We start from the raw sequence: 26,007 nt of genomic DNA on the forward strand, positions 1-26,007 counted from the left end.
TCAGGCCGTCACGTCGGCCGGCAGGGTCAGTTCAAAGCGCGCGCCTTCGCCCGCCGCACTCGTCACCACGAGATCGCCGCCCATGGCGCGCGCGAGATGGCGCGAGATATAGAGACCGAGGCCGGTCCCGCCATCACCGCTACGGCCAAGTCGCTCGAACTTCTCGAACACGCGCTCGGCCTGTTCGTCCGTGAGGCCACGCCCTTCATCCTGCACGGCGATCCATGCACCGCGCTGATCCAGCCCGACCTCAAGCGTGACCGTTGTGCTTTCCGGACTGTAGCGGATGGCATTGGTGACAAGATTGAGCAGCACCTGCAGCACGCGGCGGAACTCACCGATGGCAGGTACGCGGGCGCCGTTTTCCGGCGTGACGAGCGTGATGCCGCGCTCCTGCGCACGCACCGAAAGGATGCCCGCAGCCCGCCGTGCGCAATCGGCCAGATCGATATGATCGGGCGCAGGCGCGAAGCCCGGCGCCTCGACCGCTTCGAGATCGGCAAGGTCCTCGATCAGGCTCATCAGGTGGCGGCCGGCATCGGCGATATCACGCGCATAGCTCGCGTACTCATCTGCCAGCGGCCCCGCCAGTCGGGTGCGGATCGTTTCGGCATTGGCAATGATGCGGGCGATCGGCTGACGCAGCGCCGGCGCCAGATCGCGGCCCAGCAGGCGGTTCCAGCCAGGCTGCGCTTCTGCCTCCTCCGGCTTGACCTCGGCTGGCTCAGCGCTGGGAGGCAGAGATTCGATAGCCTCGGGAATCGCCAGCAGTGCAAAGCCGCCTTGAGCGCGCGGGAGGATGCGTGCTCGCCAGTTGCGGACCGAGCCTTCGACCGTGAACGGCGCATCATCGAGCAGGCGCCAGTGCAGCGGCCCCTGCCGCGCCGTCATCAGATCGCTCACCCGGTCGATGGTCACGAAATCGGTCCAGTAGCGCCCTCGCCCCGTTTCCAGCGCAGCCGCAAGGCCAGCCAGATCGGCCGCGCGCACATCGGCGACGATGACCCGTTGCGCCTCGTCGAGCAGGATCTCGGCCTCGGCCAGATGGTGCAGTAGCGCGTCCGGCACGGGCAATTCGGCGGCAGTTTCCTCGCCGCGATGCCATTGGCTGAGCTCGATCGCGGTTCCCGCGCCCTCCGGCGTCACGAACGCCATTGCGGTGACCGGGTAGCCTTCGTCGACCGAAAGGATGGTGCGCGAGGCAGGCTGTCCGGTCCGGCGCACGCGGCGCACGAGCGCAAGCAGCGCCGGCAACGCGATGGCGCCGGGCACGGCACTGCCGCTGCGGAGCTGCAGACCGGCCAGCGGCTCGTCCGCTGCGATCAGCTGGTCCGTGCCATCGGTGCGGGCGCGGATCATGCCGCCGGGCGTGGTGGGCGCGGCGCCCTGTTCGCGCAGCGCGCTCATGCTGCCACCTCACCGAGCAGCGCGGCAGCATCGCCGGGCGAAAGCTCGGCATAGCCCTGCGGCAGAATGGCGTCGGGATGGAACGCCAGTGCGGCAGCGGCGACCGCAGTGGGTGCAAGGCCGCAGGCGCGCAGCGCCAGCAGGAAGCGCGGCAACTGGCTGTCCACGGTTGCCATGGTCGCGGCCTCGCGGCTCAACCCCGACCCGCGCGCGAGCGCGGTCAGAAACAGCGCGACCCCCGCCTTGTCGACATCGAGCGCCGTCAGCGCGGTGCCCCCCATGGCATCGAGCACGCGGCTCATCTGCGCGAGGCGTGAGCGGCTCTCGTCGATCCCGGCGCGCACGCCGCGTTCGGCGATCAGGGCATAGGCATCCGCCGAGGCATCCATCCCGACATGGGCCCGCAGGGTGACCAGCGCGATGTGGACCAGATCACCCGGCAACTCGCCAAGCGGCAGCTGCATGCGCCGCTGGCTCTGGCAGAAGCGGGCCTGCGCGGCGAGGAGGGTCATCGCGCCTGCCGAGGCCTGCCCATCGGGATCGGCCATACGCGCCTGGAGCAGCGGCGGCAGCACCGGATCGAGCGCGCGGCTGCGCTCGAGCTTGACGGTCCATTGCCATTCCAGCGCAAGGGCATGAAAATGTTCGAGGAAGGCAGGATTCTCGACAAGTACCTGGGCCAGTTCGTCGGCCGCTTGATGCGCCCAGCCCTCGGGCTCGGAATGGCCTGCCGCCTCGGCCAGCGCAACGACCAGCTGGCGCGCTGCATCGACGAACATGCCGCGCACGCGCGCGACGATCTCGTCGCTGAAGATCGATGTGTCGTCGCTGCGCAGAAGATGCCGCAGGATGGGCACGGCATTGGCCACAGCGCCGCGCGCAGCCGCGATTTCTTCCGCCAGCGGCGAAGGGATCGCGGTTGCCGAAGCGCCGGAAGATGCGGGTATGGCCATTGTCACCAGCATAAGCCTGTGCTGGTTAATTCGGAGTTAGGCGGTCGACTGTCACGCAGGCCGCCCTCCAGCGGGCAAGGCGCTCCCCGGACCATCGATGCGTGCGGTGAGAAACAGCCCCACGACCATGAGCGTTACGACCAGCGCGCGCAGCGCGAGATCGAATGGCAGAAAGATGCTGGAGAGCGCCAGCAACGTACCGACCACAAAACGATCGTTGAGCCACCAGATCCACGCCTCGTCGCCTCGTAGCCGGACAAGCAGCCGCAGCAGCAGGAACAGCACCACCGGCGGAAACCACGCGATGCCCCACGGCACGCCGATGACCGCAGGAATCTCGCTCCGCCAAGCACAAAGCGTGATGAACATGCCGTCCAGAACCCAGTCGGCCAGCTGGTCGAGCGGGGCGACGCCCGACGACGCGATCAGCGAATCCCGTTCGACCCGGGCGAGGAGCCCCGCCACCTGGTGGACCAGCCACGCCAGCGCCAGCATGGCAAAGCCCGGTCCGCACCAGCCGAACCAGCCCGCACCAGTGCCCAGCAGAGCCGTAATGACCGCGCCCAGCGCGATCACGTAGGGCCGCGTGCCGGCATGCAGCAGCGCCGGCCCCAGCGTGCGCACCACGCCTGCCGCCAGCCACAAACCTGGCGAGCGGACCTGCGCGCTGGCGGTGTGCAACCGCACCCAGCCCGGCTCTGCGCGGTGCGCTTCGGCCTCGTCGCGGATCAGGCGCCAACGACCCTGATCGAGCAGGAGTTGCGGCAGTTCACGCTGCACGATCCGCGCCTGAGAGGCGATGCGCAGCAGCGCCGAGCCGGGGTTCCAGTCCCCCGGCAAATCGCCCAGCGCGGCAATCAGCTTGCCCGGCAGCAGCATTGCGCCTGCGCCGGCATTGTTGATATCGATCCGCTCGAAGCCGAGCGGAAGGCCGGTCTCGACCGGCAGCGTCAGCACAACCGGGCCATCGCCGAGCAGACGCAGCGCATCCTCGGGCATGGCCAGCAGCCCTTCGCCCAGCACGAGCAGTTCGTCCTCGGCCGCGACCAGAGGTGCCAGTGCACGGGCCGAGGCGACTACGTGGAAGCGTGCCCCGCCCGCCTCCGCCGCATGCTGAAGCACGACGAGATCATTCGTGAGCGTTTCGGCCAGAACCACGATGCGCGAGCAGCCCAGCGCCATGGCAAGGCCCAGTTGATGGCGCAGAATCGAGCGGCCGCCGATCGGCAGCAGGCCGCGAAGACCCTGTGGCTCGCCCTGAGCGGCGTCCATCAACGACAGCAATGCGACCCGCAAGGCGGCGACCTCCCTTTGCCCTATGCTAGGGCCGCCGGGCAGCAATGCCAAGTGTGCGGGTCAAGTGTGAGGGCGAATCAGCTGGTAGGTTCGATCGAATCGAGCGCTGCGGCAATGCGGCGAAGCACGACCGGCTCTCCCGGTGCGCCCTGCAGGGCCTGATCGGCAAGCGCGATGAGCTCTTCGGCGTGGAACGTCGCGGCAAGGCTTTTCAGGCGCATGGCAGCCATTCCCCAATTGCCGTCGCACCGGGCGCGGCCCAGCAGATCAAGCTGGCGGCGGGCGGATTCGACGAAAGCGGCCCTCAGTTCGCGAAAGAGGTCCGCATCGTCACCGGTTGCCGCCGCCAGGTGGGCATCGATCGCATCGCCAAGATAAGCCATGCCAAAGGGAATATCGGCTTTGGGTTAACCCCCGCTTTAAGCGGCAGCCCCATGTGTGTTAAGGTCTCCGACATGGCCGGGGGAAGAAAGATCATCGCGATCGAAAGTGGCGCGGACGACGACGCAGCGAATGCTGCTGCCGTGCGGCTGGGCAAACGTCTGGCAAACGAAGCGCTGCTCGAGGAAGCCGATGCCGGCGCGGCGCTGGCTGCGGCGGAAGATGATGTTGCGGACAGCGGCTGGCCGATCGCGCCAACCCCGGAAGACAGTATGGCCGTTTGGGACGATGATGGAGACAACAGGCTTCCGCTCCAGCGCGAATGGCTCGGCCTTGCCATCGGCGGCGCGCTGATTGCGGCGTGGACGGCCGCTTTCGTGATGGGCAATTGGGCCGCGTTTCAGCAAGCCCAGCCCCTGAGCGTGTGGACTGCACTCGTCTCGGCGTGGTCTGCGCCGGTGCTCGTAGTGCTGGTTGCGCTCCTGCTCGTACGGCGTGGCAGCCGGCGCGAGGCCGCGCGCTTCGGCGATGCCGCGCAGATGCTGCGCATCGAATCACAGCAGCTTGAGCGCCGCCTGGCCGCAGTGAACACCGAACTTTCGCTCGCGCGCGATTTCCTGGCGGCGCAGGGCCGCGATCTCGAATCGCTGGGCCGCATTGCGGTGGAGCGGATCAGCGGCAATGCCGGGCAATTGCAGGCCCTGATCGCCAGCAACGGCGCGCAGGTTGATCGCATCGGCACGGTTTCGGACCACGCGCTGGAAAACATGGAAAAGCTGCGCGGCCAGCTGCCCGTGATCGCCAATTCGGCGAAGGACGTCACCAACACCATCGCGAACGCCGGGCGCACGGCGCATGCCCAGCTGGAAGACCTCGTCGCCGGGTTCCAGCGGCTCAACGAATTCGGCCTCGCCAGCGAACGGCAGGTCGGCACGGTGCGCGAATCCGTCGATGCAGCCCTTGCGGCCTTCGAGGAAAGCGCGGCGCGGATCACCCAGATCAGCGTGACGCGCTTCGCAGCCCTGGAAGAAGGCGCCGAAGCGCATCGCCAGCGCCTCGATGCCGAAGAGATCGCTGCGCTCGCCGCCATCCGCACCCGCGCCGAAACGCTCCACGAAGAGCTTGCCCGCCAGCGCGAGGCGATCATCCGCAGCGAGGAAGACACCCTTTCCGCGCTCGGCGCGCGCTTTGCCGCCATGCGCGCGGAAAGCGGCGCGTTCAGCCGCTCGCTGAGCAGCGCCGAAGACACCGCGCTGCGCCAGTTTGCCGAGCGTTCGGAGACACAGCTGGCGGCCTTGCGCCATGCCATCGAAACGCTCGGCAGCGATCACGAAGCGCTGATCTCCGCCTCGCGGGATCGGCTTGCCGCGTTCGAGGCCAATGCCACCGATCTCACCCGTCGCCTTGCCGAGGATGCGACCTTGCTCGACGAGCAGCTCGCCGCCCGGCGCGCGAATCTCGAAGTCGCCTCGGCCGAGCAGCGCGCCGCGCTCACCCAGAGCCTCAGCGATCTCGACAGCGCGATCCGCGAACGCCGTTCCGCGATGGCCGCTGCCGGGGCCGAAGCGGCCGAGGCACTTGCCCGCAAGCTTGCCGATCTCGATACCGCCGTCGAAGCGCAGCGCCAGCGCCAGTTGGAAGAAGCGCGCGCGCTGGGCCAGCAGTGCGAGGCGATTGCCGCGCAAGTCGCGGGCTTCAGCGCGACCCTCAAGCTCTCCGGCGAAACCGGCGATGCCGCTGCGACGACCATCGACCGCGCGCAGGCTGCCCTCAATCAGCACCTTGTGGACATGCGCCAGGCTCTGAATGGCACCGACGGGCAGCTCGGCACGCTGACCGATTCGGCGGTGCGGCTGCTTGAGCTCATCCAGGCGGGCAGCGACCACGCCGGGACGGCGCTTCCCGCTGCGCTGGGCCGCGCCGAAGCCGGGCTTGGCGCATTCGAAAACCGGGTCGAACAGATGCGCGCTGCGCTTGGCGAGGCAGGCGAGACTGGCCGCGCCCTGTCGCAGGACGCGGAAAACACGCGCAGCAGCCTGAAGGCCGCGATGGCGGACGCAGCGCGCATGCAGAAGACGCTTGCCGCGCAGGCCGCCGAACAGGAAGCGCGCCTTGGCGAACTGCGCGCGCTTCTCGCCGCAGCGCGAGAAGACAGCGAGGCGCTTTCGCAGGATATCGACGGGCAGCTTTCGGCATCCATCGTCCGCGTGTTGCAGGGCCGCGGCGCCGAACTGGTGGCCCGGCTCGAAGAAGCGATCGACAGCGCTGCTGCCGCAAGCCGCGAGACCGCGATCCAGATGCGCGACCAGCTCGCCAAGGTCGACGAACTGGCCGGCAATCTCGAAAACCGGGTCGCCCGCGCGCGCGAACGCGCCGAGGAGCAAGTCGACAATGATTTCGCGCGCCGCACCGCACTGATTACCGAATCGCTCAATTCCACCGCGATCGACATCACCAAGGTGCTCTCTGCCGACGTTTCGGAAACCGCCTGGGCCTCGTACCTGCGCGGCGACCGCGGCATCTTCACCCGCCGCGCGGTCAGCCTGCTCGAGAGCAGCGAAGCCCGCGCGGTGCAGCAGCACTACGAGAGCGACACCGAGTTCCGCGGCCACGTGAACCGCTACGTCCACGATTTCGAGGCGATGCTGCGCCAGCTGCTCTCGACCCGTGACGGCCATGCGCTGGGCGTGACGCTGCTCTCCTCCGATATGGGCAAGCTCTACGTGGCGCTCGCGCAGGGGATCGAGCGGCTGCGGACGTAAGGGCGATGGTTGGGTAGCATGGCCACCAACCGCTGGCGTAAATACAGGGTCTCGGCCTTGCAGCTTTTTTCGCCCGTTTTGGCGGCCGCTCTACTCCTTGGCGCGCCGCCTGCTACCGCAGATGAAGTCCCCAAACAGGTCGCCGCGTTGCTTCCTGCCGGTTTTGGTGTGCTTACATCGGCCAGATCTATGGTTGGTCCCCGCACTTTCTACTTCGTGGCTTTGCGATCTAGCCGTGAGAAAGACAGTCGTGATTATCTGACGGAGGCTGGTCCAGCTCCGGATCGCCCGTTGCTGATTTTCGAGCTTCGTCCCGATGGTCGGGTCGTCCTGGTCGGCAGAAACGACAAGGTGGTGGACACCGCCGATGGTGCAGGCCTGCGCGGTCAAGGCTGCGATCCCTTCGAGGATGGCCACATCTCAGTGAAGGGTCCATTCTTCACCGTCGAGAATGGAGTGGCATGTGGCGGCGCACACTGGACTGACTTCATCACGTTTCGGTTCGTGCCTGAGGCTGGGGGGTTCGTTTTCGACAACGAGCGGTTCCAGTCATGGAAGCTCAATCCAAGCAATGATCCGGATGCAGAGGCTCTTGTTCGCGACACCAGCAAAGTTTGGCGTGCGACTAAGATCAAGCCGCTGGCATTTTCCCGCTGGCGGCCCTCGAACTGACTGCGCCCTACAGCCTCTTCCACATCAGCGTTTCATCCACATAGCTGCCATCGCCGCGCCGCACTGAATCGGGTTCCCTGGCATAGACCTCATAGCCGTGGCGTTCGTAGAGCGTCTGGGCGCGCGGGTTGTCGGCCATCAGGGTCAGTTGCAGCTGGCGCAGGCCGAGTTCGCGGGCCTTGGCTTCGAGCTGTTCCAGTATGCCCGCCGCAGCGCCCGAGCCGCGTGCGGCGGGCACGGCATACATGCCCCAGACGAGGCCCTTGTGATCGAGCTTGGCGCCCGCGACGCGCGTGAGGCCGCCGACGGCAAGCCATTCATCGCCCTGCACCACAGCATAGACATGATCGCGGGCCAGTCGCTCGCGCCAGGCCGCCACGCCGATGGCATCGTCGTCCACGCCTGCGCCGCGAAAGCTCATCGCTTCTGCTTCAAACATGATCTGGCGCAGCGCGAGAAAGCGCGCGGTGTCGTCGGGGCCGAGTTGCACGAGTTCCATGGGGCGGTCGCCTAACGGCGGCTCGCGGCGCAATTGTGGCGTGCGCGGCTTCAATGGAAATCGCGCGATTTCGGGATCACGCGGACATTGCGCGGATGGCTGCGAGCGGGCGGCGGGACACGGCCGGGCACCGGACGGTTGACCTCGTCGGCGCGCGCCATCGCAGGCTGCAGTGCATCGTCGGAGAGCCGCGCCAGCCCCTCGCTCGCATCCGTCAGGTGCTGGGCGATCACGTGGATCACCTCGTCGTCGTATTCGACCCGCCCGCGCACTTCCATCAGCCGCGCGCCCATCACCACGCTGCGCTGCTTCTCCTTCAGATCGGGCCAGATCACGAGGTTGATCACCCCCGTCTCGTCCTCCAGCGTGATGAAGCACACGCCCTTGGCACTGCCCGGCTGCTGGCGCACCAGCACCACGCCCGCCACCCGCACCATCGAGCGTACCTTGCGGTCGCGCAGGTCCGCCGCGCGCACAAAGCCGCGCTCGGCCAGCTCGGCGCGCAGGAAAGCCATGGGGTGCGCCTTCAGCGAGAGCCGCTGCGTCTGGTAATCGGCGACGACTTCCTCCGAGAGCGGCATGACCGGCAGGCGGGTCCGCGCCCGCTCCTCCCCCTCCTCGCGCGCGTCGGCGGCGGCGAACAGCGGCAGGGCATTGGCGGCAACAAGGCTGCGCGCATCCCACAGCGCCTGCCGCCGGGGCAGACCCATCGAGCCAAACGCATCCGCCGCCGCAAGCCGCTCGATCACCGCCGGCGAAAGCCCGGCGCGTGTCTTGAGCGCGGCCACATCCTCGAACCGCCCCCCCGCCTCGCGCGCGGAAACGAGCGCGGCGGCGACGTGTTCGGGCAGGCCATCGATCTGCCGGAGGCCGAGGCGGAGGGCCATTTTGGGTTCGCGCAGAGGCGCGGAGGCGCGGAGAGCGGAAGAAGGATTGGGTTCGCGCAGAGATCGCAGTGACCGCAGAGATTCAAGAGAAGGCGGCGAAGCCGCTTTTGATCCTGACGGCCTATCAAATTCACTTTCTGCCTGCGGCGCACGCAAGCTCTCTGCGATCTCTGCGGTCTCTGCGCGAAATATTTCCCTTCTCCGCGCCTCTGCGCCTCTGCGCGAAACATCCTCGTCCAAGGCTTCCAAAGTGCAATCCCACATCGAATGATTCACATCGATCGGCAGCACCGTGACCCTATGCTCCACCGCATCGCGCACGATCTGCGCCGGCGCATAAAAGCCCATCGGCTGCGAATTGAGCAACCCGCAGGCAAACGCTGCCGGATAGTGGCACTTGAGCCAGCTCGAAACATAGACGAGGTGCGCGAAGCTCGCCGCGTGGCTTTCGGGAAAGCCGTATTCGCCAAAGCCCCGGATCTGGTTGAAGCAGCGCTGCGCGAAATCGCGGTCGTAGCCACGCTGGGTCATGCGCTCGACCATCATGTCCTGCAGTTCATCGACCATGCCGCGGCGGCGGAAGGTGGCCATGGCCTTGCGCAGGCGGTTGGCTTCCGCGCCGGTGAACTTGGCCGCATCGAGCGCGATCTTCATCGCCTGTTCCTGAAAGATCGGCACGCCGAGCGTACGCGCGAGGATCGAGGTCAGTTCATCCGGCGGGCCAAAGGCGGGGCCGGGCGCCGGGATGCTGACGGCCTCCTCCCCCCGCCGCCGCCTCAGGTAAGGGTGCACCATGTCGCCCTGGATCGGCCCCGGGCGCACAATCGCAACCTGAATGACCAGATCGTAGAACTCGCGCGGGCGCAGGCGCGGCAGCATGTTCATCTGCGCGCGGCTCTCCACCTGGAACACCCCCAGCGAATCGCCCTTGCGCAGCATGGCGTAAGTCTCCGGGTCCTCACGCGGCACGGTGGCGAGCGTGAGATCGCGGCCATGGTGTTCGCCCAAGAGATCGAGGCACTTGCGGATGCAGGTCAGCATGCCCAGCGCCAGCACATCGACCTTGAGGATGCCCAAGGCGTCGATATCGTCCTTGTCCCATTCGATGAAGCTGCGGTCCGCCATCGCGCCATTGCCGATCGGCACGGTCTCGGTCAGCGGGCCTTGCGTGAGGATAAAACCGCCGACATGCTGCGAGAGATGGCGCGGCATGCCAATCATCTGCTCGGTCAACTTCAGAACTCGCTTGAGGTGCGGATCGGTAAGGTCGAGCCCCGCCTGCGTGACGTTCTTCTCGGCAATCTCCCCCCCCCAGCCGCCCCAGACGGTGCGCGCGAGGACGGCGGTGACATCTTCGGTGAGGCCCATGGCTTTCCCCACTTCGCGGATCGCCATGCGCGGGCGGTAGTGGATCACCGTCGCGCAGAGCCCGGCGCGCTGCCGACCATAGCGGCGGTAGATGTACTGGATCACTTCCTCGCGCCGCTCGTGCTCGAAATCGACGTCGATATCGGGCGGCTCGTTGCGATCCTCGGAAATGAAGCGGTCGAACAGCAAGGCATGGCGTGCGGGGTCTACTGCGGTGATGCCGAGGCAATAGCAGACAGCCGAATTGGCCGCCGAACCGCGCCCCTGACACAGGATTGGTGGATCCTGATTACGCGCGAAATCAACGATATCCTTGATGGTCAGAAAGTAAGTTGCGAGCTTCAGTTTGCCGATGAGCGAAAGTTCGCGCGCAAGCGTATCGCGCACGCTGTCCGGCACGCCGGAAGGATAGCGCTCCGCTGCGCCGAGCCAAGTCTGCTCCTCCAGCCAGCCGTGCGGATCGCGGCCCTCGGGGCAGATTTCCTCCGGATATTCGTAGCGCAGTTCATCGAGGCTGAAGGTGCAAGCATCGGCAAGCTCGCGCGCGGCGGTGATGGCGTGGGGCCAGCGTTCGAACAGGCGCACCATCTCGGCCGGGGATTTCAGGTGCCGCTCGGCATTGGGGTGGAGCAGATGCCCGGCACGCGCGACGGTGGTCTTGTGGCGGATAGCCGTCATCACATCCTGCAAGGGCCGCCGCGCCGCTTCGTGATAGAGCACGTCGCCCGTGGCAAGGAGGCCGAGGCCATGCGCCCCCGCCAGCGCATCGAGCGCGCTGATCCGCGCGATATCGTCGCCGCTGTAGAGATAGCTCGCCGCAAGATGGCGCATGGTGGGCAGGCTGTGGACAAGATGGGGGACAAGCGCGGCAAAAGGCAGGGATAGCGTGCTCCCCTCCCGCTGGCGGGAGTTCCCTTCCATTCCCCCCTCCCGCATGCGGGAGGGGTCGGGGGTGGGCTGTTCAAGCGCTGCGTCTGCCGCTTGCCCACCCCTAGCTCCTCCCGCCAGCGGGAGGGGGACAACGTTGCTCTCCACTTCGATGGTGAAGTGCGCATCCAGATCGCGCGGGGGGATCAGCACGAGGTGGACGCCTTCCGCATGTGCCGCCAGCAGCGCGAGGTCGATCTCGCAGACCCCCTTGGCCTGCCATTCGCCATCGAGCCGCGCCATGCGTCCGGCGGAAATAAGGCGGCACAGGCGGCCATAGGCGGCGCGGGTCTCCGGATAGGCGAGGAAGGCGAGCCCCTCGACCGTCTCGATCCGGCAGCCGATCACGGGCCGCACGCCCAGCGCCTTGGCCTCGCCATGAATGCGCACCACGCCCGCCATCGAATTGGCATCCGCTACGCCCATGGCATCGTAGCCCAGCCGGTGCGCGGCGAGCACGAGATCGACCGGATCGGACGCCCCGCGCAGGAACGAGAAGCAGGTGGCAAGCCCGAGTTCGACAAACGGCGCCCGAGGCGGCAGGGTTACCCCCTCCTCCTCGGGCGCGACATGGCGGCGCGCCGGGGTGAGCGGTATGTCAGGCACAAAGCCCCTGCAGGAACCATTCGGGCGCGCCGCCGCGGCCATCGCCGGCAAGGCCGTGGCGGTAGATCCAGTAGCGGCGGCCCGTGCTATCCTCGATGCGGTAGTAATCGCGCAGCCGCACCGTGGAGCGTTCGCGCCACCATTCCGGCGCGATCCGCTCCGGCCCTTCGGCGCGGGCGATCTCGTGCACCCCGCCCCTCCAGCGGAACAGGCGGGGAAGCCCGTCGGGCGCTTCGTAGATCACCGCGATGGGTTCGGGCCGATCGAGCAGCTTCAGGGGCCGTTCGTGGAAGGCGAAGTCTTCCTGAAGGCCGGGCAGCGGCTCCAGCGGCGGAGCCCAGCGCTGCGCGCGTTCGGGCAGGTGGCTGGCGCGCGGCACGGGGCGGCGCACGGCCTCCGCGCCCAGCCGCACGGTCAGCCGATCAATGCAAGCGGCGAGGCTGGTGCCGTGGCGCTCTGCGGCGGCATCAAGCTCGGCCTGCGCGAGCGCCAGCGGCTCGGTCCACGGCGCGCTGAGCCGGACAAGCTCGATCCCGAAGCCCGCATCGAGATCATCGAGCCGCGCGGCGAACAGGCGGCAGACATGCGCGGGATCGCGCGTGGCCGCCGCCATTTCCAGCCGCCGCACCACGACGTCTCCATCGACCTTCCACGCCGCCATCTCGAGCCGCCGCGCGCCCTCCCCGCGTCCTTCAAGCGCGCGTGCCATGTCTTCGGCGAGATCGGCGAGCACGCGGTCGAGCAGCGGGCGGTGGCGGATGGGTTCCATCAGGCGGCGCTGCACCATCGGCTGCTCCAGACTGACCACCGGCAGCAGCGGTTCGGGCACGCGGCCGAGCAGCTGATCGAGCCGCACCAGCGGGTTCGCGCCGGGCGAGCGGCGGTTGCGGAAGCGCCGGGCCAGCGCCTCGCGCCCGATCCCGGCAAGATCGCCCAGCCGCTTGAGCCCGAGGCGGCGCAGGAGGAGCAGCACATCGTCATCCAGCCGCAAGGCCGCGACGGGAAGCGCGGCGAGGCGGTCCATGAGATCATCCCCGGCTTCGAGGATCGCGCCCTCCGGCCCGAAATGCGCGAGCGCCCAGGCCGCGCCCGCCGTCGGCGCGATCGCGGCGCGCGCCACGAGACCGCGCCCCCGCAGCTGCGCGCGTGCGTCCGCCAGCAGCATGGCCTCCCCGCCGAACAAGTGCGCGGCACCGGTGGTGTCGACGATGAGGCCATCGGGCGGATCGAGCGCGCTCCACGGCCCCCAGCGCTGCGCCCAGAGCGCGAGATGTTCGAGGAACGCAAGGTCCCCCGCCGGATCGGCCGGACGCACGGCCAATGCGGGGCAAAGCGCCCGCGCATCCGCCAGCATCGCCTGCGCGCGCACGCCATCAGCCATGGCGGCGGGATTGGCGGCGGCAATGCGGGGCCCGTGCGCCGTTTCGGCAATCAGCGCGAGCGGTGCGGCGTCACTGCCCTCTCCCCGCGCGCAGCCTTCAGCCAGCCGCCAGCGATCGAGCGCCAGGTCCGCGCACCAGATCGCCATGATCCGGCGTGTCAGAACCGGCGGGCTCGGCGGCGAGAGCGGTGTCTTCATCGCGCAAGGTCCAGTGTCCGGGTTGAAAGGTGTGGGCGCGGAACAGTTCCGCGTTCCATGTCGCGCGGCCCGGCGCCTGCGGGTTCCAGCGCGGCTGGGGTGAGGCGGCGGCAGCCACGCGCCAGCGCATCCGCGCCGAGCCGAGATCGCTGCGCGCATCCAGCCGCACCAGCCAGAGCGCGGTGCCGTGCTTTTCCGCCGCGAGGCTGAGGCGGCGCGAGGCAGTGAAATCGAGCGCGCGCGGATTGCCCGCAATTTCCCCGATCACGAAAGCGAGATCACGGCAGCGCAGCCCTTCTTCCAGCGCGAAGAGCGCATCTTCCGGCGTCGCGGCGGCAACATGGATCAGGCGGTGGCGCAGATGCGGCGGGAGGCCCGGGCGATAGGGTCGGCCCGAGAGCCGCAGTGCCGCCTTGTCCTGAACCCATAGCCAGGGGCGCTGATCCTCTGCATCGGTGCAAAGAGCATCCCGAGCCAAGGCCAGCGCGAGGGCTGCCCCGCTCGCTTCCCCGGCTGGCGCAAACACTTCAGCATGACGGCACCCGGTGGCCAGCCCCGGCCGCCAGCGCGCCGATTTGGCACCGGAAAGCACACGAGAGACAGAACCACGGCGCAAGCCTGCGGCCAGCGGCGGGGAGAGAACATGGATCTGGGACGAGGCTTCGATTCGGCTCATGTTCCCATTATGTTCTTATTTGTTCGCCATGCAAGCACCTCCCCGCGCGCGCCACACTTTCGTGCAAAAGGGCCTTTCCATGCAAAAGGGCCGCCTCCCGGTGGGGAAGCGGCCCTCCTGTATGGCGATTGCCCGCCCTTGTCAGACGATGGGCGGCACCGACTGCGGCGGAATGTCCGCGTCCGTCTCATGCACTTCCACCGTGCCGCGCCCGACATGGCTGCGGCTGCGGCTGTAGGTGTAGTAGACAAAGAGGCCGATCACCGCCCAGCCAAAGAACAGCAGGATCGTCTCATGCGAGAGGCTGAGGAACAGGTAGACGCAGCCCGCGATCGAGATCGGCGCGACCACCGCCACCGCCGGCGTGCGGAACGGGCGGTGCCGCTTGGCATCGGTCCGGCGCAGCACCAGCACCGCGATCGAAACCGCAGCAAAGGCGAAGAGCGTGCCCGAGTTGGACACGTCGGCCAGCAGACCCACGGGGAAGAAGGCGGCAAACAGCGCCACGAACACGCCGGTGAGCATCGTGATCACGTGCGGGGTGTGGAACTTGGGGTGGATGCGCGAGAAGAACTCGGGCAGCAGCCCGTCGCGGCTCATCACGAAGAAGATGCGGGTCTGGCCGAACATCATCATCAGGATCACCGAGGGCAGCGCCAGAATGGCTGCGGCACCGACCAGCCAGCCGACGAAGGGATAGCCGACCGAGCGCAGCGTCCAGGCCAGCGCCTCCTTCGAGCAGACCACTGCGTTGTCCTGAACGGCGGCGCAAGCGGCCGAGAGAGCGGGCGTGCCGGGTGAGAGCACCTCACCCGCCGGACCGAACATCGGCTGCGCGCCGACAGTGCCGATCACACCGGCAGCAACGAGCATGTAGAACACGGTGCAGATGCCTAGGCTGCCGATCAGGCCGATGGGCATGTTGCGCTGCGGGTTCTTGGTTTCCTCCGCCGCGGTCGAAACCGCATCGAAGCCCACGTAGGCAAAGAAGATCGAAGCCGCCGCGCCCGAAATGCCGGCAAAGCCAAGCGGCGCGAAGGGCACGAACTTGCCCGACTGGATCACCGGCAGGGTCAGCACCACGAACATCGACAGTGCCGCGATCTTGATCGCCACCAGCACCGCGTTGACCGTGGCGCTTTCCTTGGTGCCGAGCACGAGGAGCCCCGTGATCACCGCCGCGATCGACATCGCCGGCAGATTGATGATCCCGCCATCAAACGGCCCGCGCACGAATTCCAGCGGCACGGCTATATGGAAACTGTGCTGCACGAACCCGATCATGTAGCCCGACCAGCCGACCGAGACCGCACCTGCCGCAATCGCATATTCGAGGATCAGCGCCCAGCCGACCATCCACGCGACCAGTTCGCCCATAACGGCGTAGCTGTAGGTATAGGCCGAGCCCGAAACCGGCACCATCGCGGCCATTTCCGCGTAGCACAGCGCCGCCACCGCGCAGACGAATCCGGCAATGATGAAGCTGACCATCATGCCGGGGCCCGCCTTCTGCGCGGCTTCGGCGGTCAGCACGAAAATGCCGGTGCCGATCACGGCGCCGACGCCGAGCATGGTCAATTGGAACGCGCCGAGCGATCGATGGAGCGATTTCTTCTCGGCAGTTGCAAGAATAGCGTCGAGTGGTTTGACGCGACCGAACATTGATTTCTCCCGCCTTGGTCCGTCAGCCGATTGCGCCCTTTTCACCCATTGCGCGGGCGCGACTGCCGGTCACCAGGTTTGCTACTTTTATTGCTAGCGCCGAGGACCGCCGCCGCAAAGCGCTTTTTCCCCAACCCTGTGCACCGGGGCGGAACAACCAAGGCCCGAAACGGACCCGCCTTGCGGCTTTTCGGCTTTGGTCTAAAAGCGCGAGGCCCAGCGACAGGGAACCTGCCAGAGGAGTATTCGGCATGTCCACGACCTACGTCCTCGACACCGCCACCAGCCGCGCGCACCCCACGCCGGCGCCGATGAAGCGGCTCAACATTCCCGGCATCCGCCAGCGCAAGGTGGATGGAGTGACCGAGCAGCCGGTGGTGATGCTCACCGCCTATACCGCGCGGCAGGCCCAATTGCTCGATGCGCATTGCGATCTGCTGCTGGTGGGGGATTCGCTCGGCCAGGTCATCTATGGCCTGCCTTCCAGCGTGCCCGTCACGCTCGACATGATGTGCGCGCATGGCGCTGCAGTCGTGCGCGGATCGTATCATGCAGCGGTCGTGGTCGACATGCCCTTCGGCGCCTACGAGCGCTCGTCCGAGCAGGCCTTCGAGAGCGCCTCGCGACTGCTAAAGGAAACCGGCTGCGATGCGGTGAAGCTCGAAGGCGGCGTGGCGATGGCCGAGACCGTGGCGTTTCTTGTCGCGCGCGGCATTCCGGTGATGGGCCACGTCGGCCTCACCCCGCAGGCGGTCAACGTGCTCGGCGGCTATAACGCACGCGGACGCAGCGCGGCGGAAGCCGAGAAGATCGTCGGGGACGCACGCGCAATTGCCGAGGCCGGGGCCTTTGCCATCGTCGTCGAAGGCGTGGTCGAACCGCTGGCCATCCAGATCACCCAGGCCGTGCCCTGCCCCACCATCGGCATCGGCGCTTCGGCGCAGTGCGACGGCCAGGTGCTGGTTACGGACGACATGCTCGGCATGTTCGAGCGCACCCCGCGCTTCGTGAAGATCTACGAGCACCTTGCCGAGACGATTTCCGCCGCCGCCGCGACTTATGCCGCCGAAGTGCGCGCTCGCACTTTTCCGGGGGTGGAACAGACGTATCAGCCGAAGTAAGAGGCACTGCGCCGCTATTATGCGGCCATGACGGGACCCCAAATTGCTCAAGAACTTCGGCGGCTCGATCGCCTTCACGCTTGTCTGCCTCGCGCTGGCGGCCGCCTACGGCTGGTTCCAGACCGCATCCGTGCCTGCAACGCTCGCGATGCTGTGGATCGTGATCATGCTTTCGGTGCTCGAGATCTCGCTCTCGTTTGACAACGCCGTGGTCAACGCAGTGGTGCTCGGGGAAATGGACCCGGTGTGGCAACGCCGCTTCCTCACATGGGGCATGGTGATCGCGGTGTTCGGCATGCGCATCGTGTTTCCGGTGGCGATCGTGGCGATTGCATCGGGCATCGGGCCGGTCGAAGCGGTCCGCATCTCGCTGACCGAACCGAAGCGCTACGAGGAAATCGTCTCCAGCGCGCATGTCGGCATCGCGGGCTTCGGCGGGGCGTTCCTCGCCATGGTCGGCCTCTCGTTCTTTTTCGATGGCGACAAGGACGTCCACTGGATCAGCTGGATCGAAACCCGCCTGGCCCGTTTCGCCGATATCAAGGCAGCGGAAATCGCCATCCTGCTGGTCGCGGTCTACGGCATTTCGCTGCTGCTGCCCCCTGACGAAGCGCTGACTTTCCTGGGCGCAAGCGCGCTGGGCATCGTGACGTTCATCGCGGTCGAGGCAATCGGCACGCTGCTTGAAATGCAGGAAGCGGCGCAGAAGGCGGCGGGCCAGGTCGTGCGTTCAGGGCTCGGCGGTTTTCTCTATCTCAACGTGCTCGATGCCTCGTTCAGCTTTGACGGGGTGATCGGAGCCTTCGCGCTGTCCAACAACATGGTGGTCATCGCGCTCGGCCTATCCATCGGCGCGATGTTCGTGCGCTCGCTCACGCTGCTGCTGGTCAAGCAAGGGACGCTGGCGGAATACCGCTATCTTGAGCACGGCGCCTTCTGGGCAATCGTGGCGCTGGCCGCGATCATGCTGATCTCGGCGCATGTGGAGATCCCGGAAACGGTGACCGGCCTGATCGGTGCGGTGCTGATCGGGCTCTCGCTGTGGTGGTCGGTACGCCACAACCGCCGGTTCCCCGATTGCGAGATCGAGGACGCGCTGCGGGCGGAGTAGGACGCGTAAGGAAAGTGGTTCGCGCAGAGGCGCAGTCGCGCGGAGAGAAAGAGAATCTCGCGCAGAGCTCGCAGAGACCGCAAAGAGGCTGCGTGGGCCGCAGGCAGATTTGGAGTTTGAAGGACCGTCCAAAGTTGAAGCGACTTCGCCATCAACCATTTAGTCTCTGCGGTCTCTGCGAACTCTGCGCGAACCGCCTTCTTCTTCCCTCCGCGCCTCCGCGCCTCCGCGCGAACCCAATTCACTCCAGCGGCGCAGACGCCAGCTTCGGTGCCGGAGCCGGCGTACCCATGAAGCGCGGTGCGGGTGCGGGCATCGTCATTCCGCCATCCTCCACGAACGTGCTGCGCGCCGCATTGTGCGGGTGGTGCGGCGCTTCCTTGAGGCTCAGGACGGGCGCGAAGCAGATGTCCGTGCCGTCCATAATCGCTTCCCACTCCGCACGGCTCTTCGTCGCGACCATGGCGACGACCTTGGCTTTGAGCGCCGGCCAGGCCGACTGGTCGTGCTGCGCGGCAAAGGCGGGATCGGCGCCGAGGCCGCTCTTTTCCATCAGCAGCGCGTAGAACTGCGGCTCGATCGAACCCAGCGCGATCCACTTGCCATCGCTGGTCTGGTAGGTGTCGTAGAAATGCGCGCCGCCGTCGAGCAGGTTGACCCCGCGCTCGTCTTTCCACTGGCCATTGCCGAAGAACGTCCATGTCATCGCCGAAAGGACCGCTGCGCCGTCGACCATGGCGCAATCGATCACCTGACCCTTGCCGGTCCGCTGCGCCGAAAGCACGCCCGCCAGTACGCCGAACGCCATGACCATCCCGCCGCCGCCAAAATCGCCCACCGCATTGACCGGGAATTGCGGCTTGCCGCCTGCCTGGCCATACGTGTGAAGCGCACCGGCGAGTGCGATGTAGTTGATATCATGGCCTGCCAGCGGTGCCATCGGGCCATCCTGCCCCCAGCCGGTCATCCGGCCATAGACGAGGCGCGGATTGTCGGCGAGGAGCACGTCCGGCCCCAGCCCCAGCCGCTCCATCACACCCGGACGGTAGCCTTCGATGATTGCATCCGCGTCCTTCACCAGTTCGCGGATGCGGGCGATCGCGGCGGGGTCCTTGAGATCGAGTTCGATCCGCACGCGGTTGCGGTTGAGGATATCGCGGTTGCCCTGATCCCCCACCCGCGCGCCCTTGCTCGGACGGTCGATGCGGATCACCCGCGCGCCGTGATCGGCGAGCATCATGCAGGCGAAGGGTCCGGGTCCGATCCCCGCGAATTCGAGAACCGTCAAACCTTCCAGCGCACCAGCCATCACTCACCCCGTCTGCTTTAACCGATCGATTGAAAAGAGGTTTGCCCCGCGATTGCCTCGCTGTCGAGACTTATTGCACCGGCTGGGGCTGACCGCGCGCGGCAAGGGCCCGCGAAATCGCCAGATAGGCATCGCGGCGGGGTTCCCTTGCCCAGGCGGCGGCGAGCAGCTTCATCGCCAGCAGGCTCTGGGGGTTCTGGGCCAGATAGCGGGAGGTCATGGAATCGGCATCACGCGTGCGGCCGAGCGCGCGCAGGGTGGCATCCATGCGCCGCAGCACCGGCTCGTTGAAGCGGATCGATGCGCCGTTCTGATAATCCACAAGTGCGCCCGCCGCATCACCGCGCATGGTCCGCACGTCTCCGGCAAGGAGGTGCGCTTCGGCCGCGCCGGGATTGGCATCGCGCAGACGGTCCGCCGCCGCCTGCGCCTCGTCATTGCGGCCGTCCTTCAGCAACGCGCGGATATAGGGCACCGCCGTCTGCGCCCGGTTCGGCGCATCGGCATAGGCACCGCCCAGCACGGCTGCGGTGAATTCGGTGGGCAGCGGCACCGGACCGTGAGCCACAGGGTGCGCCGCACGCGCAAAAAGCGCCTCGGCACGGGCCTTGTTGCCCAGCCGCTGCCAACTCGTACCGACCAGACGCAGCGTATAAGGCGGCGCGGTCGCCTGCATGGCATCCTTGTCGAAGCGGCCCAGCAGCGGCTGATCACTGCCCTGCCGCGACATGGCGCGCAGCAGCATCTGCCGCGCCTCGAGATTGTCCGGCTGCAGGCGCACCAGCCGGTCGAACTGCTCCACCGCCACGTTGATATTGCCCGCGCGGTATTCGAGCACGCCGGTCAGCATGACGGCGGCGGGCATGTCGCGAAAGGCGTTGCCCGTACGCTGCAGGATCGTTCGAGCCAGATCGGTTTCCCCGGCGCGCGCCGCGAGCACGGCCTGCAAATAAGCGGGGCGCGGGTTCTTGGGATCGACTTGCGCCAGCTTGCGGCACACGATCAGCATTCCGCGATACGCGCCCATATCGCCCAGCGTCGCGGCATATTCGCCGAGCAGCGCCGGATCGTCGGGCCGCACCTTGAGCCCCGCCTCGAACCAGGGCAGCGCAGCGGCGAGGCCATATTGTTCGCGGATCAGCAGGCCCCGGAAGGCCAGCGCGCGAGCATTCTTGGGATCGAGCGCAACGGCGCGGTCTGCCGCCTCGATCGATTGCAGCTGCTCCCCGCCCGAGAAGCGCAGCGACGCGATGGCGACCCAGAGGTCGGAATCCCTCGGATTGGCCCTCAGCGCCGTATCGAATGCGTTCGCTGCGCCGCGCAGATCGCCCTGTGCCAGCGCGATCTGGCCGCGCACCCGCCAGCCCAGTGCTTCGGTACCGGGCGCGAAGGTCCCGCCTTCCAGCACCTTGCGCGCCTCGCTGCGGTCCCCTTCGGCCAGCAGCGCCTCGCCCAGATGCGCCCGCAGTTCGTCCTCGCGGGTGCCGCCCTTGATCGCGGCGCGCAGCATGACTTCGGCCGAGACCGGATCGCGCCGCTCGATTGCCGCCTGCGCCTTCGCACGCAAGTCATCGAGCCGCGAGGCCCCCGCTGCCGGCCCGGCCAGCAGCAAGGCCCCCACCGCAAGGCCGAGCGCCCGCTTAATGCTGAAGGTCGTACTGCTTGAGGAGATCATAGAGCGTGGGCCGGCTGATCCCCAACAGGCGCGCGGTATTGGAGATGTTGCCCTCGCTCCGCGCCAGCGCATGGCGGATCATCTTGCGGTCGGTCGCCTCGCGCGCGGACTTGAGGTTGAGCGGATTGGCCTCGTCCTCGCCCGGCTCGGCCAGATCGAGATCGGCGGCGCCCACCAGCTTGCCATCGGCCATGATCACCGCACGCTTCACCCGGTTTTCGAGTTCACGGACGTTGCCCGGCCACGTCCAGGCATCGATCGCGGCCAGCGCATCGGGCGCGAAGCCCTTGACCGAGGGGTTCATCTCCGCCGCAAAGCGCGTGAGGAAGACCTTGGCGAGCAGCGCCCCATCGCCCGGCCGTTCGGCAAGGCTCGGGATGCGCACGACGATCTCGGCGAGCCGATAAAACAAGTCCTCGCGGAACCGTCCGTCGGTGATCATCGCCTCAAGGTTCTGGTGGGTTGCGCACACGATCCGCGTGTCGACCTCGATCGAGCGCCGCCCGCCGATGCGCTCGATCGTGCGCTCCTGCAGGAAGCGCAGCAGCTTGACCTGCAGCGGGAAGGGAATGTCGCCCACTTCATCGAGGAACAGCGTGCCGCCGCTGGCCTGCTCGATCTTGCCTTCGGTGGTCTTGACCGCGCCGGTGAAGGCGCCCTTCTCGTGGCCGAACAGCTCGCTTTCGAGGAGGTTTTCGGGGATCGCCGCACAATTGATCGCAACGAACGTGCCTTGCCGGCGGGGGCTCGCTTCGTGGAGGCCGCGCGCCAGTAGTTCCTTGCCGGTGCCGCTTGCGCCCAGCAGCATGACCGAGACATTGGTCCCCGCCACACGCTCGATCGTGCGCGCGACCTTGACCATCTCGGGCGCACCGGTGATCAGGCGGCCCAGCACCTTGTTGCCTTCAGGTGCCCGCTCGGCCAACTGCCGGTTCTCCGCCTCGATGCGGTGAAGGTGCAGCGCGCGCCGCACAATCAGGCCCAGCGAATCGATATCGACCGGCTTGGCGTAGAAATCATAAGCGCCCTGGCTGATCGCCCTGAGCGCGCTTTCGCGTGCGCCGTGGCCGCTGGCGACAATCACCTTGGTATCGGGCTTCAGCGCCATGATCGCATCGAGCACGGCAAAGCCCTCGCTCGTCCCATCCGGATCGGGCGGCAGGCCGAGGTCGAGCGTTACCACCGATGGCTCTTCCGATCGCAGCAGGGCAAGCGCGGTCTGGCGGTCGCCCGCGATGAGCACCTCAAAGTCCTCGTAGGCCCACTTGAGCTGCGCCTGCAGGCCCGGATCATCCTCGACGATGAGGAGCTTGGGGAGCGCCTTTACAGCACTCGGGGGCCGGTCCTGGATCATCATGCCACCTTCTTGTCGCCCGACGTACCGTCAGGCTGTGTTTCGAGTTCGGTCGCCACCACCAGCGGCAGGCGCACCGCAAACCGGCTGCCAAGACCCTCGCGGCTCTCCACTTCGAGCCGGCCGTTCATCGCGCGTACGAGTTCGCGCGCTTCGAACGCGCCGATGCCGAAGCCGCCCGCCTTGGTCGAGACGAACGGTGTAAACAGGCGGTTGCGCACAAAGTCCGCGCTCATGCCGGAGCCGGTATCGGAAACCTCGATCACGCCGCTCAGGCCATCGAGCCGCGTCTGAAGCAGGACCGCCATGCCGGGCTGGCTAGCGTCGATCGCGTTCTGAACGAGATGCGCGAGCACTTGTTCGAGCGTCTCGCGGCTCGCCGTTACATGGCAGGGCTGGCTCTGGGTGACATAGACCGGGCACTCGCCCCCCGCCCCGCGATAGCGCGCGGCAACGGCTTCGATGACTTCGGCCGCATCAACCGCCTCCAGCCGCTGCACGCCGCCCGCCCCATAACGCGAAAGCCGCGCCAGCAGGGCGTTGAGCTTGTCAGCGGAATTGGTCAGTGTCACCAGCATGTCCTTGCGGAACGCAGGATTGTCGGCATGGCGCTCGGCATTGCGGGCGAGCAGCGCAAGCTGGCTGGCGAGGTTCTTGATGTCGTGCATCACAAAGGCGATGCGGCGGTTGAATTCATCGAACCGGCTCGATTCGAGCAGTGCGCTCTGGCCGTTGTGCTCGGCGATGTAGCTGGCCAGCTGCTGCCCCACGACGCGCAGGAGATCGAAGTCTTCCCAGTCGAGCTTGCGCGCCAGCGGCGGACGACCCAGCACGACAAGGCCGACGAGCCGATCGAAGTACAAGAGCGGCACCAGCGCCCATGCGCCATGCTCTTCCACCAGCCACTGCGGCATGAGCGCGATTTCGCCCTCGTGGTCGGTGCCGGCCCGCACTTCGTCGAGATCGACGATGAAGCCGCGCCGTTCGAAGAATTGTGCGGTATCGAGCGGCATGGCCTCGGCCGGAACCTCGATGGTCGGCCACTGCCACCGCGCTGCAAGCACCAGATCGCCGCCCTCCCCCGGGATCAGCATGAGCCCGCTGGCGCTGTCGGTAATGTCGGCCAGCGCCTGCACCACGCGCGCATGGAGCGGCAGCGCCCCCTGCCCGCCGCGCCCGATGGTGCGGGTGAAGCGCAGCCACTCGGCGCGGTAGTCATAGCGGTGCTGGAAGAAATGCTTGGCCAGCATCACGTTGAGCCAGCCGCGCAGGCGCCCTGAAGGCACCAGCGCGAGGATCACCACGGTCGTCGCAAAGGCAAAGCCCAGCTGCGCCAACTGGCTGACATTGCCGCCAAGCCACGCGACCGATTGGGCCGCCGCGACCATCAGGATCAGATAACCGCCGATCACCAGCAGCGAGAGCGACTGAAACGCCACCGACCGGCTGGGCGAAAAACGCAGCGCCGATCCGCCGCGCATCGCGCCGATCGAAACGAGCAGGATCGTGCCGATCTGCACAAGGCCGCGCAGGGCCACCATTTCGAGCGGGATGGTCCGGCCGAGATAGGCGATCGTATAGAAGTTGAGGTCGTATCCCCACATCAGGGCGAGCGCGAGCGCGGTCCAGCGCACGGCATCGCGCTGCCCGCTCAGCGCGCCAACATAGAGATTGTGCACCAGCACCAGCGCGCCCGTCGTCAGCAGCAGGCGGAACATCACCGAAAGCTGGAAGATCATCGCAACAGCTGGCAAAATCGCGGCAAAGCGGATCGCCAGCACCATGAGCACGATCTGGAACAGCTCGACCATCGCGAGCACCGCCAGCACCGGGCGCACCTGCACCACGCTGGTATGCCGGTTGTCGCGCGCGAAGAGCGAATAGACCACCGCCAACCAGCACAGATTGCGCGCCAGTTCGAACACTTGCGTCAGCGCTGCATTCGGACCGAACGAAGAGCTCAGCAGGGTCCAGGCCGTGGTTACCGTCAGCGCCGCGATCAGCGCGCGGCTGCTTTCCCTGCCGCGCCGCTGCCGGTCAGCCAGCCACACCGTGAGCAGCATCGCCGCGAACGCCGCGGCGAGGTAGCTCCACTGGCTGAGGCCGATCCATCCAAGCGGACTTTGCATGGGGGTTCCCCGCTACCGCTCAGCGCGCACCCTCGTTCCAGAGCACCACGCGTAGCGTCTGGAGGAGGATCAGGAGGTCGAGAAACGGGCTGTAGTTCTTGGCATAATAGAGATCGTATTCCAGCTTGTGGCGCGAATCCTCGATCGAGGCGCCATAAGGATAATTGATCTGCGCCCAGCCGGTGATGCCCGGCTTCACCATGTGGCGCTCGGCGTAATAGGGCAGCTTTTCCTCGAGGTCGGAGACGAACTCGGGCCGCTCCGGACGCGGGCCGACAAAGCTCATCTCGCCCTTGAGGACGGTCCAGGCCTGCGGCAGCTCGTCAATGCGCAGCTTGCGGATCATGCGGCCCACGCGGGTCACGCGCGGATCGTCCTTGGCCGCCCACTGCGCCCCTGCGGCTTCCGCATCGGTGCGCATCGAGCGCAGCTTGATCAGGCTGAAGTTCTGCCCGTAGAGCCCCACGCGGGTCTGGCGGAAGAAGGCCGGCCCCTTGCTGTCGAGCTTCACGATGATCGCGAAAAGCGCGATCACCGGCGCGGTCAGGATGAGCAGCAGGAGGCTCGCACAGATATCGAAGATCCGCTTGAAGGCGCTCGAAATCATGCGGCCCGAAGAAAACCCGTCGGAGAAGATCAGCCAGCTCGGGTTGACCGTATCGAGATCGACGCGGCCGGTCTCGCGCTCCATGAAGGTCGAGAAATCGTTGACGTGGACGCCGGTCGTCTTGATCCGAAGCAAGTCCTTGAGCGGCAGCGCATTGCGGCGCTCCTCCAGCGCAAGCACGACTTCGCTGACGCCGAGGTTCTCGACATAGCGCGTGAGATTGTGGATCGCGTTGCGGTTGATCGCTTCCTTGATCACCGGCGCGCTGTCGCTCATGCCGACGAAGCCGACGATCACGAAGCCCGCCTCCACCCGCTCACCCAGCTGGCGCAGGCGCTCAGCGCGGTCGCCCGCGCCCAGCACCAGCACGCGCCGGCGAAACACTGCCGTGCCGAGCAGGCCGCCCAGCAGGATGCGGATGAACACCAGCAGCGCCATCGCGATGAACATTGCGTAGAACAGGTTGGACCGCCACAGGGTGTGGCCCGGCAGCACGAAATAGACGACCGAAAGCGCGATGATGCCAAGGCTGATCGCCACCAGCAGCCGCGCGGTGGCATAGCGCATCGAACGCAGCGCATCCGAACCATAGACCCCGACCGCGATCATCGCGGTCTGCACCAGCCCGGCAAAAATCAGCAGTGGCATCCACCGATCCCCCACCACGCCGCCATCAATGCCGATCTGGTTCGCCCGGACCGTCCAGCCCAGTTCGCCCGATGCGATCAGCAGGATGAAATCGAGCAGTGCCAGCAGGAACACCGCGTTCGGAATGTAGAGTTTGAACAGGCGGATCATGGTGCCGCAATCATCCGTCTATGCGGCCCGGTGCGGACCTTCTCGTCGCGGTTTAGGCCCAGAGGGGTAAAGCGTCGGTAAATCTGACACCCTGTTTCGGCGTGTTAACCTTTGGATTGCCCGATTTTTCGCTGCCAGGGCGCGAGTGCCTGCCCGGAATGTCGGTGCGGCTTACAGCACAGTCATATGCAAGCACCGCACTGGCGAAGCGCTGCGAAGGCTGTCATG

Annotated in this window: 18 protein-coding genes; 4 read left to right on the top strand and 14 right to left on the bottom strand. The window is 66.9% G+C overall.

Translation table 11 applies throughout. From position 1 onward, the window contains the following. The 4 genes from ACO06X_RS03250 to ACO06X_RS03265 all read right to left on the bottom strand — a co-directional run bounded on the left by ACO06X_RS03250 (position 1) and on the right by ACO06X_RS03265 (position 4,039). Positions 1-1,407: a sensor histidine kinase gene (locus ACO06X_RS03250; RefSeq protein ID WP_421838566.1), complete on the bottom strand. Its 1,407-nt coding sequence runs from the start codon at positions 1,405-1,407 to the stop codon at positions 1-3. Beyond that, positions 1,404-2,360, bottom strand: coding sequence for a hypothetical protein (locus tag ACO06X_RS03255; RefSeq protein WP_421838567.1), 957 nt, complete (start codon positions 2,358-2,360; stop codon positions 1,404-1,406). Before ACO06X_RS03255 ends, ACO06X_RS03250 begins: the two co-directional genes overlap by 4 nt. Before the next feature lie 51 nt (positions 2,361-2,411). Beyond that, complete coding sequence (locus ACO06X_RS03260; RefSeq protein WP_421838568.1) at positions 2,412-3,656, bottom strand: hypothetical protein; 1,245 nt, start codon at positions 3,654-3,656, stop codon at positions 2,412-2,414. 77 nt (positions 3,657-3,733) lie between these two features. Further along, the gene (locus ACO06X_RS03265; protein WP_421838569.1) at positions 3,734-4,039 is read right to left on the bottom strand and encodes an Hpt domain-containing protein; all 306 of its coding nucleotides are present in this window, start codon (positions 4,037-4,039) and stop codon (positions 3,734-3,736) included. 72 nt (positions 4,040-4,111) lie between these two features. Between ACO06X_RS03265 and ACO06X_RS03270 the strand changes: the two genes are divergently transcribed. Beyond that, positions 4,112-6,799 carry a hypothetical protein gene (locus ACO06X_RS03270; RefSeq protein ID WP_421838570.1) on the top strand — a complete coding sequence of 896 codons (2,688 nt, stop codon included), beginning with the start codon at positions 4,112-4,114 and terminating at the stop codon, positions 6,797-6,799. Positions 6,800-6,817: 18 nt separating this feature from the next. Continuing rightward, entirely contained in the window at positions 6,818-7,471 is a 654-nt protein-coding gene (locus ACO06X_RS03275; protein ID WP_421838571.1) for a hypothetical protein, read from the top strand. A 7-nt stretch (positions 7,472-7,478) separates the two neighbouring features. Here ACO06X_RS03275 and ACO06X_RS03280 read toward each other — a convergent pair whose 3' ends face one another. The 5 genes from ACO06X_RS03280 to ACO06X_RS03300 form a co-directional block, all read right to left on the bottom strand. Next, on the bottom strand, positions 7,479-7,970 hold the full coding sequence (locus ACO06X_RS03280; protein WP_421838572.1) for a GNAT family N-acetyltransferase: 492 nt from the start codon (positions 7,968-7,970) through the stop codon (positions 7,479-7,481). 50 nt (positions 7,971-8,020) lie between these two features. After that, on the bottom strand, positions 8,021-11,758 hold the full coding sequence (locus ACO06X_RS03285) for an error-prone DNA polymerase (protein WP_421838573.1): 3,738 nt from the start codon (positions 11,756-11,758) through the stop codon (positions 8,021-8,023). Next, entirely contained in the window at positions 11,751-13,337 is a 1,587-nt protein-coding gene (locus tag ACO06X_RS03290) for a DUF6504 family protein (RefSeq protein WP_421838574.1), read from the bottom strand. Before ACO06X_RS03290 ends, ACO06X_RS03285 begins: the two co-directional genes overlap by 8 nt. Then, a complete protein-coding gene (locus tag ACO06X_RS03295) occupies positions 13,237-14,013 on the bottom strand; it encodes a hypothetical protein (RefSeq protein WP_421838575.1) in 777 nt (258 codons plus the stop codon). The genes ACO06X_RS03290 and ACO06X_RS03295 overlap by 101 nt, the downstream gene beginning before the upstream one ends. A gap of 141 nt (positions 14,014-14,154) precedes the next feature. Then, positions 14,155-15,675 carry an amino acid permease gene (locus ACO06X_RS03300; RefSeq protein ID WP_421838576.1) on the bottom strand — a complete coding sequence of 507 codons (1,521 nt, stop codon included), beginning with the start codon at positions 15,673-15,675 and terminating at the stop codon, positions 14,155-14,157. A 251-nt stretch (positions 15,676-15,926) separates the two neighbouring features. On the opposite strand from ACO06X_RS03300, the gene panB reads away from it, so the two are divergent. Beyond that, entirely contained in the window at positions 15,927-16,796 is an 870-nt protein-coding gene (gene panB / locus ACO06X_RS03305) for a 3-methyl-2-oxobutanoate hydroxymethyltransferase (protein WP_421838577.1), read from the top strand. Positions 16,797-16,839: 43 nt separating this feature from the next. Next, entirely contained in the window at positions 16,840-17,907 is a 1,068-nt protein-coding gene (locus ACO06X_RS03310) for a DUF475 domain-containing protein (RefSeq protein ID WP_298168203.1), read from the top strand. 241 nt (positions 17,908-18,148) lie between these two features. Here ACO06X_RS03310 and ACO06X_RS03315 read toward each other — a convergent pair whose 3' ends face one another. The 5 genes from ACO06X_RS03315 to ACO06X_RS03335 form a co-directional block, all read right to left on the bottom strand. Continuing rightward, positions 18,149-19,216, bottom strand: a complete 1,068-nt coding sequence (locus ACO06X_RS03315; RefSeq protein WP_421838578.1) for a CaiB/BaiF CoA transferase family protein — start codon at positions 19,214-19,216, stop codon at positions 18,149-18,151. 70 nt (positions 19,217-19,286) lie between these two features. Then, the gene (locus ACO06X_RS03320; RefSeq protein WP_421838579.1) at positions 19,287-20,891 is read right to left on the bottom strand and encodes a tetratricopeptide repeat protein; all 1,605 of its coding nucleotides are present in this window, start codon (positions 20,889-20,891) and stop codon (positions 19,287-19,289) included. Continuing rightward, positions 20,857-22,248 (bottom strand): PEP-CTERM-box response regulator transcription factor, encoded by a 1,392-nt coding sequence (gene prsR, locus ACO06X_RS03325; protein WP_421838580.1) that lies wholly within the window; start codon positions 22,246-22,248, stop codon positions 20,857-20,859. Before prsR ends, ACO06X_RS03320 begins: the two co-directional genes overlap by 35 nt. Then, positions 22,245-24,374, bottom strand: a complete 2,130-nt coding sequence (prsK, locus tag ACO06X_RS03330; protein ID WP_421838581.1) for an XrtA/PEP-CTERM system histidine kinase PrsK — start codon at positions 24,372-24,374, stop codon at positions 22,245-22,247. The genes prsR and prsK overlap by 4 nt, the downstream gene beginning before the upstream one ends. A 19-nt stretch (positions 24,375-24,393) precedes the next feature. Beyond that, complete coding sequence (locus ACO06X_RS03335) at positions 24,394-25,779, bottom strand: TIGR03013 family XrtA/PEP-CTERM system glycosyltransferase (protein WP_421838582.1); 1,386 nt, start codon at positions 25,777-25,779, stop codon at positions 24,394-24,396. Positions 25,780-26,007 lie beyond the last annotated feature (228 nt).

It is taken from the genome of Novosphingobium sp., from assembly GCF_965229225.1.
Taxonomy (GTDB): Bacteria; Pseudomonadota; Alphaproteobacteria; order Sphingomonadales; family Sphingomonadaceae; genus Novosphingobium.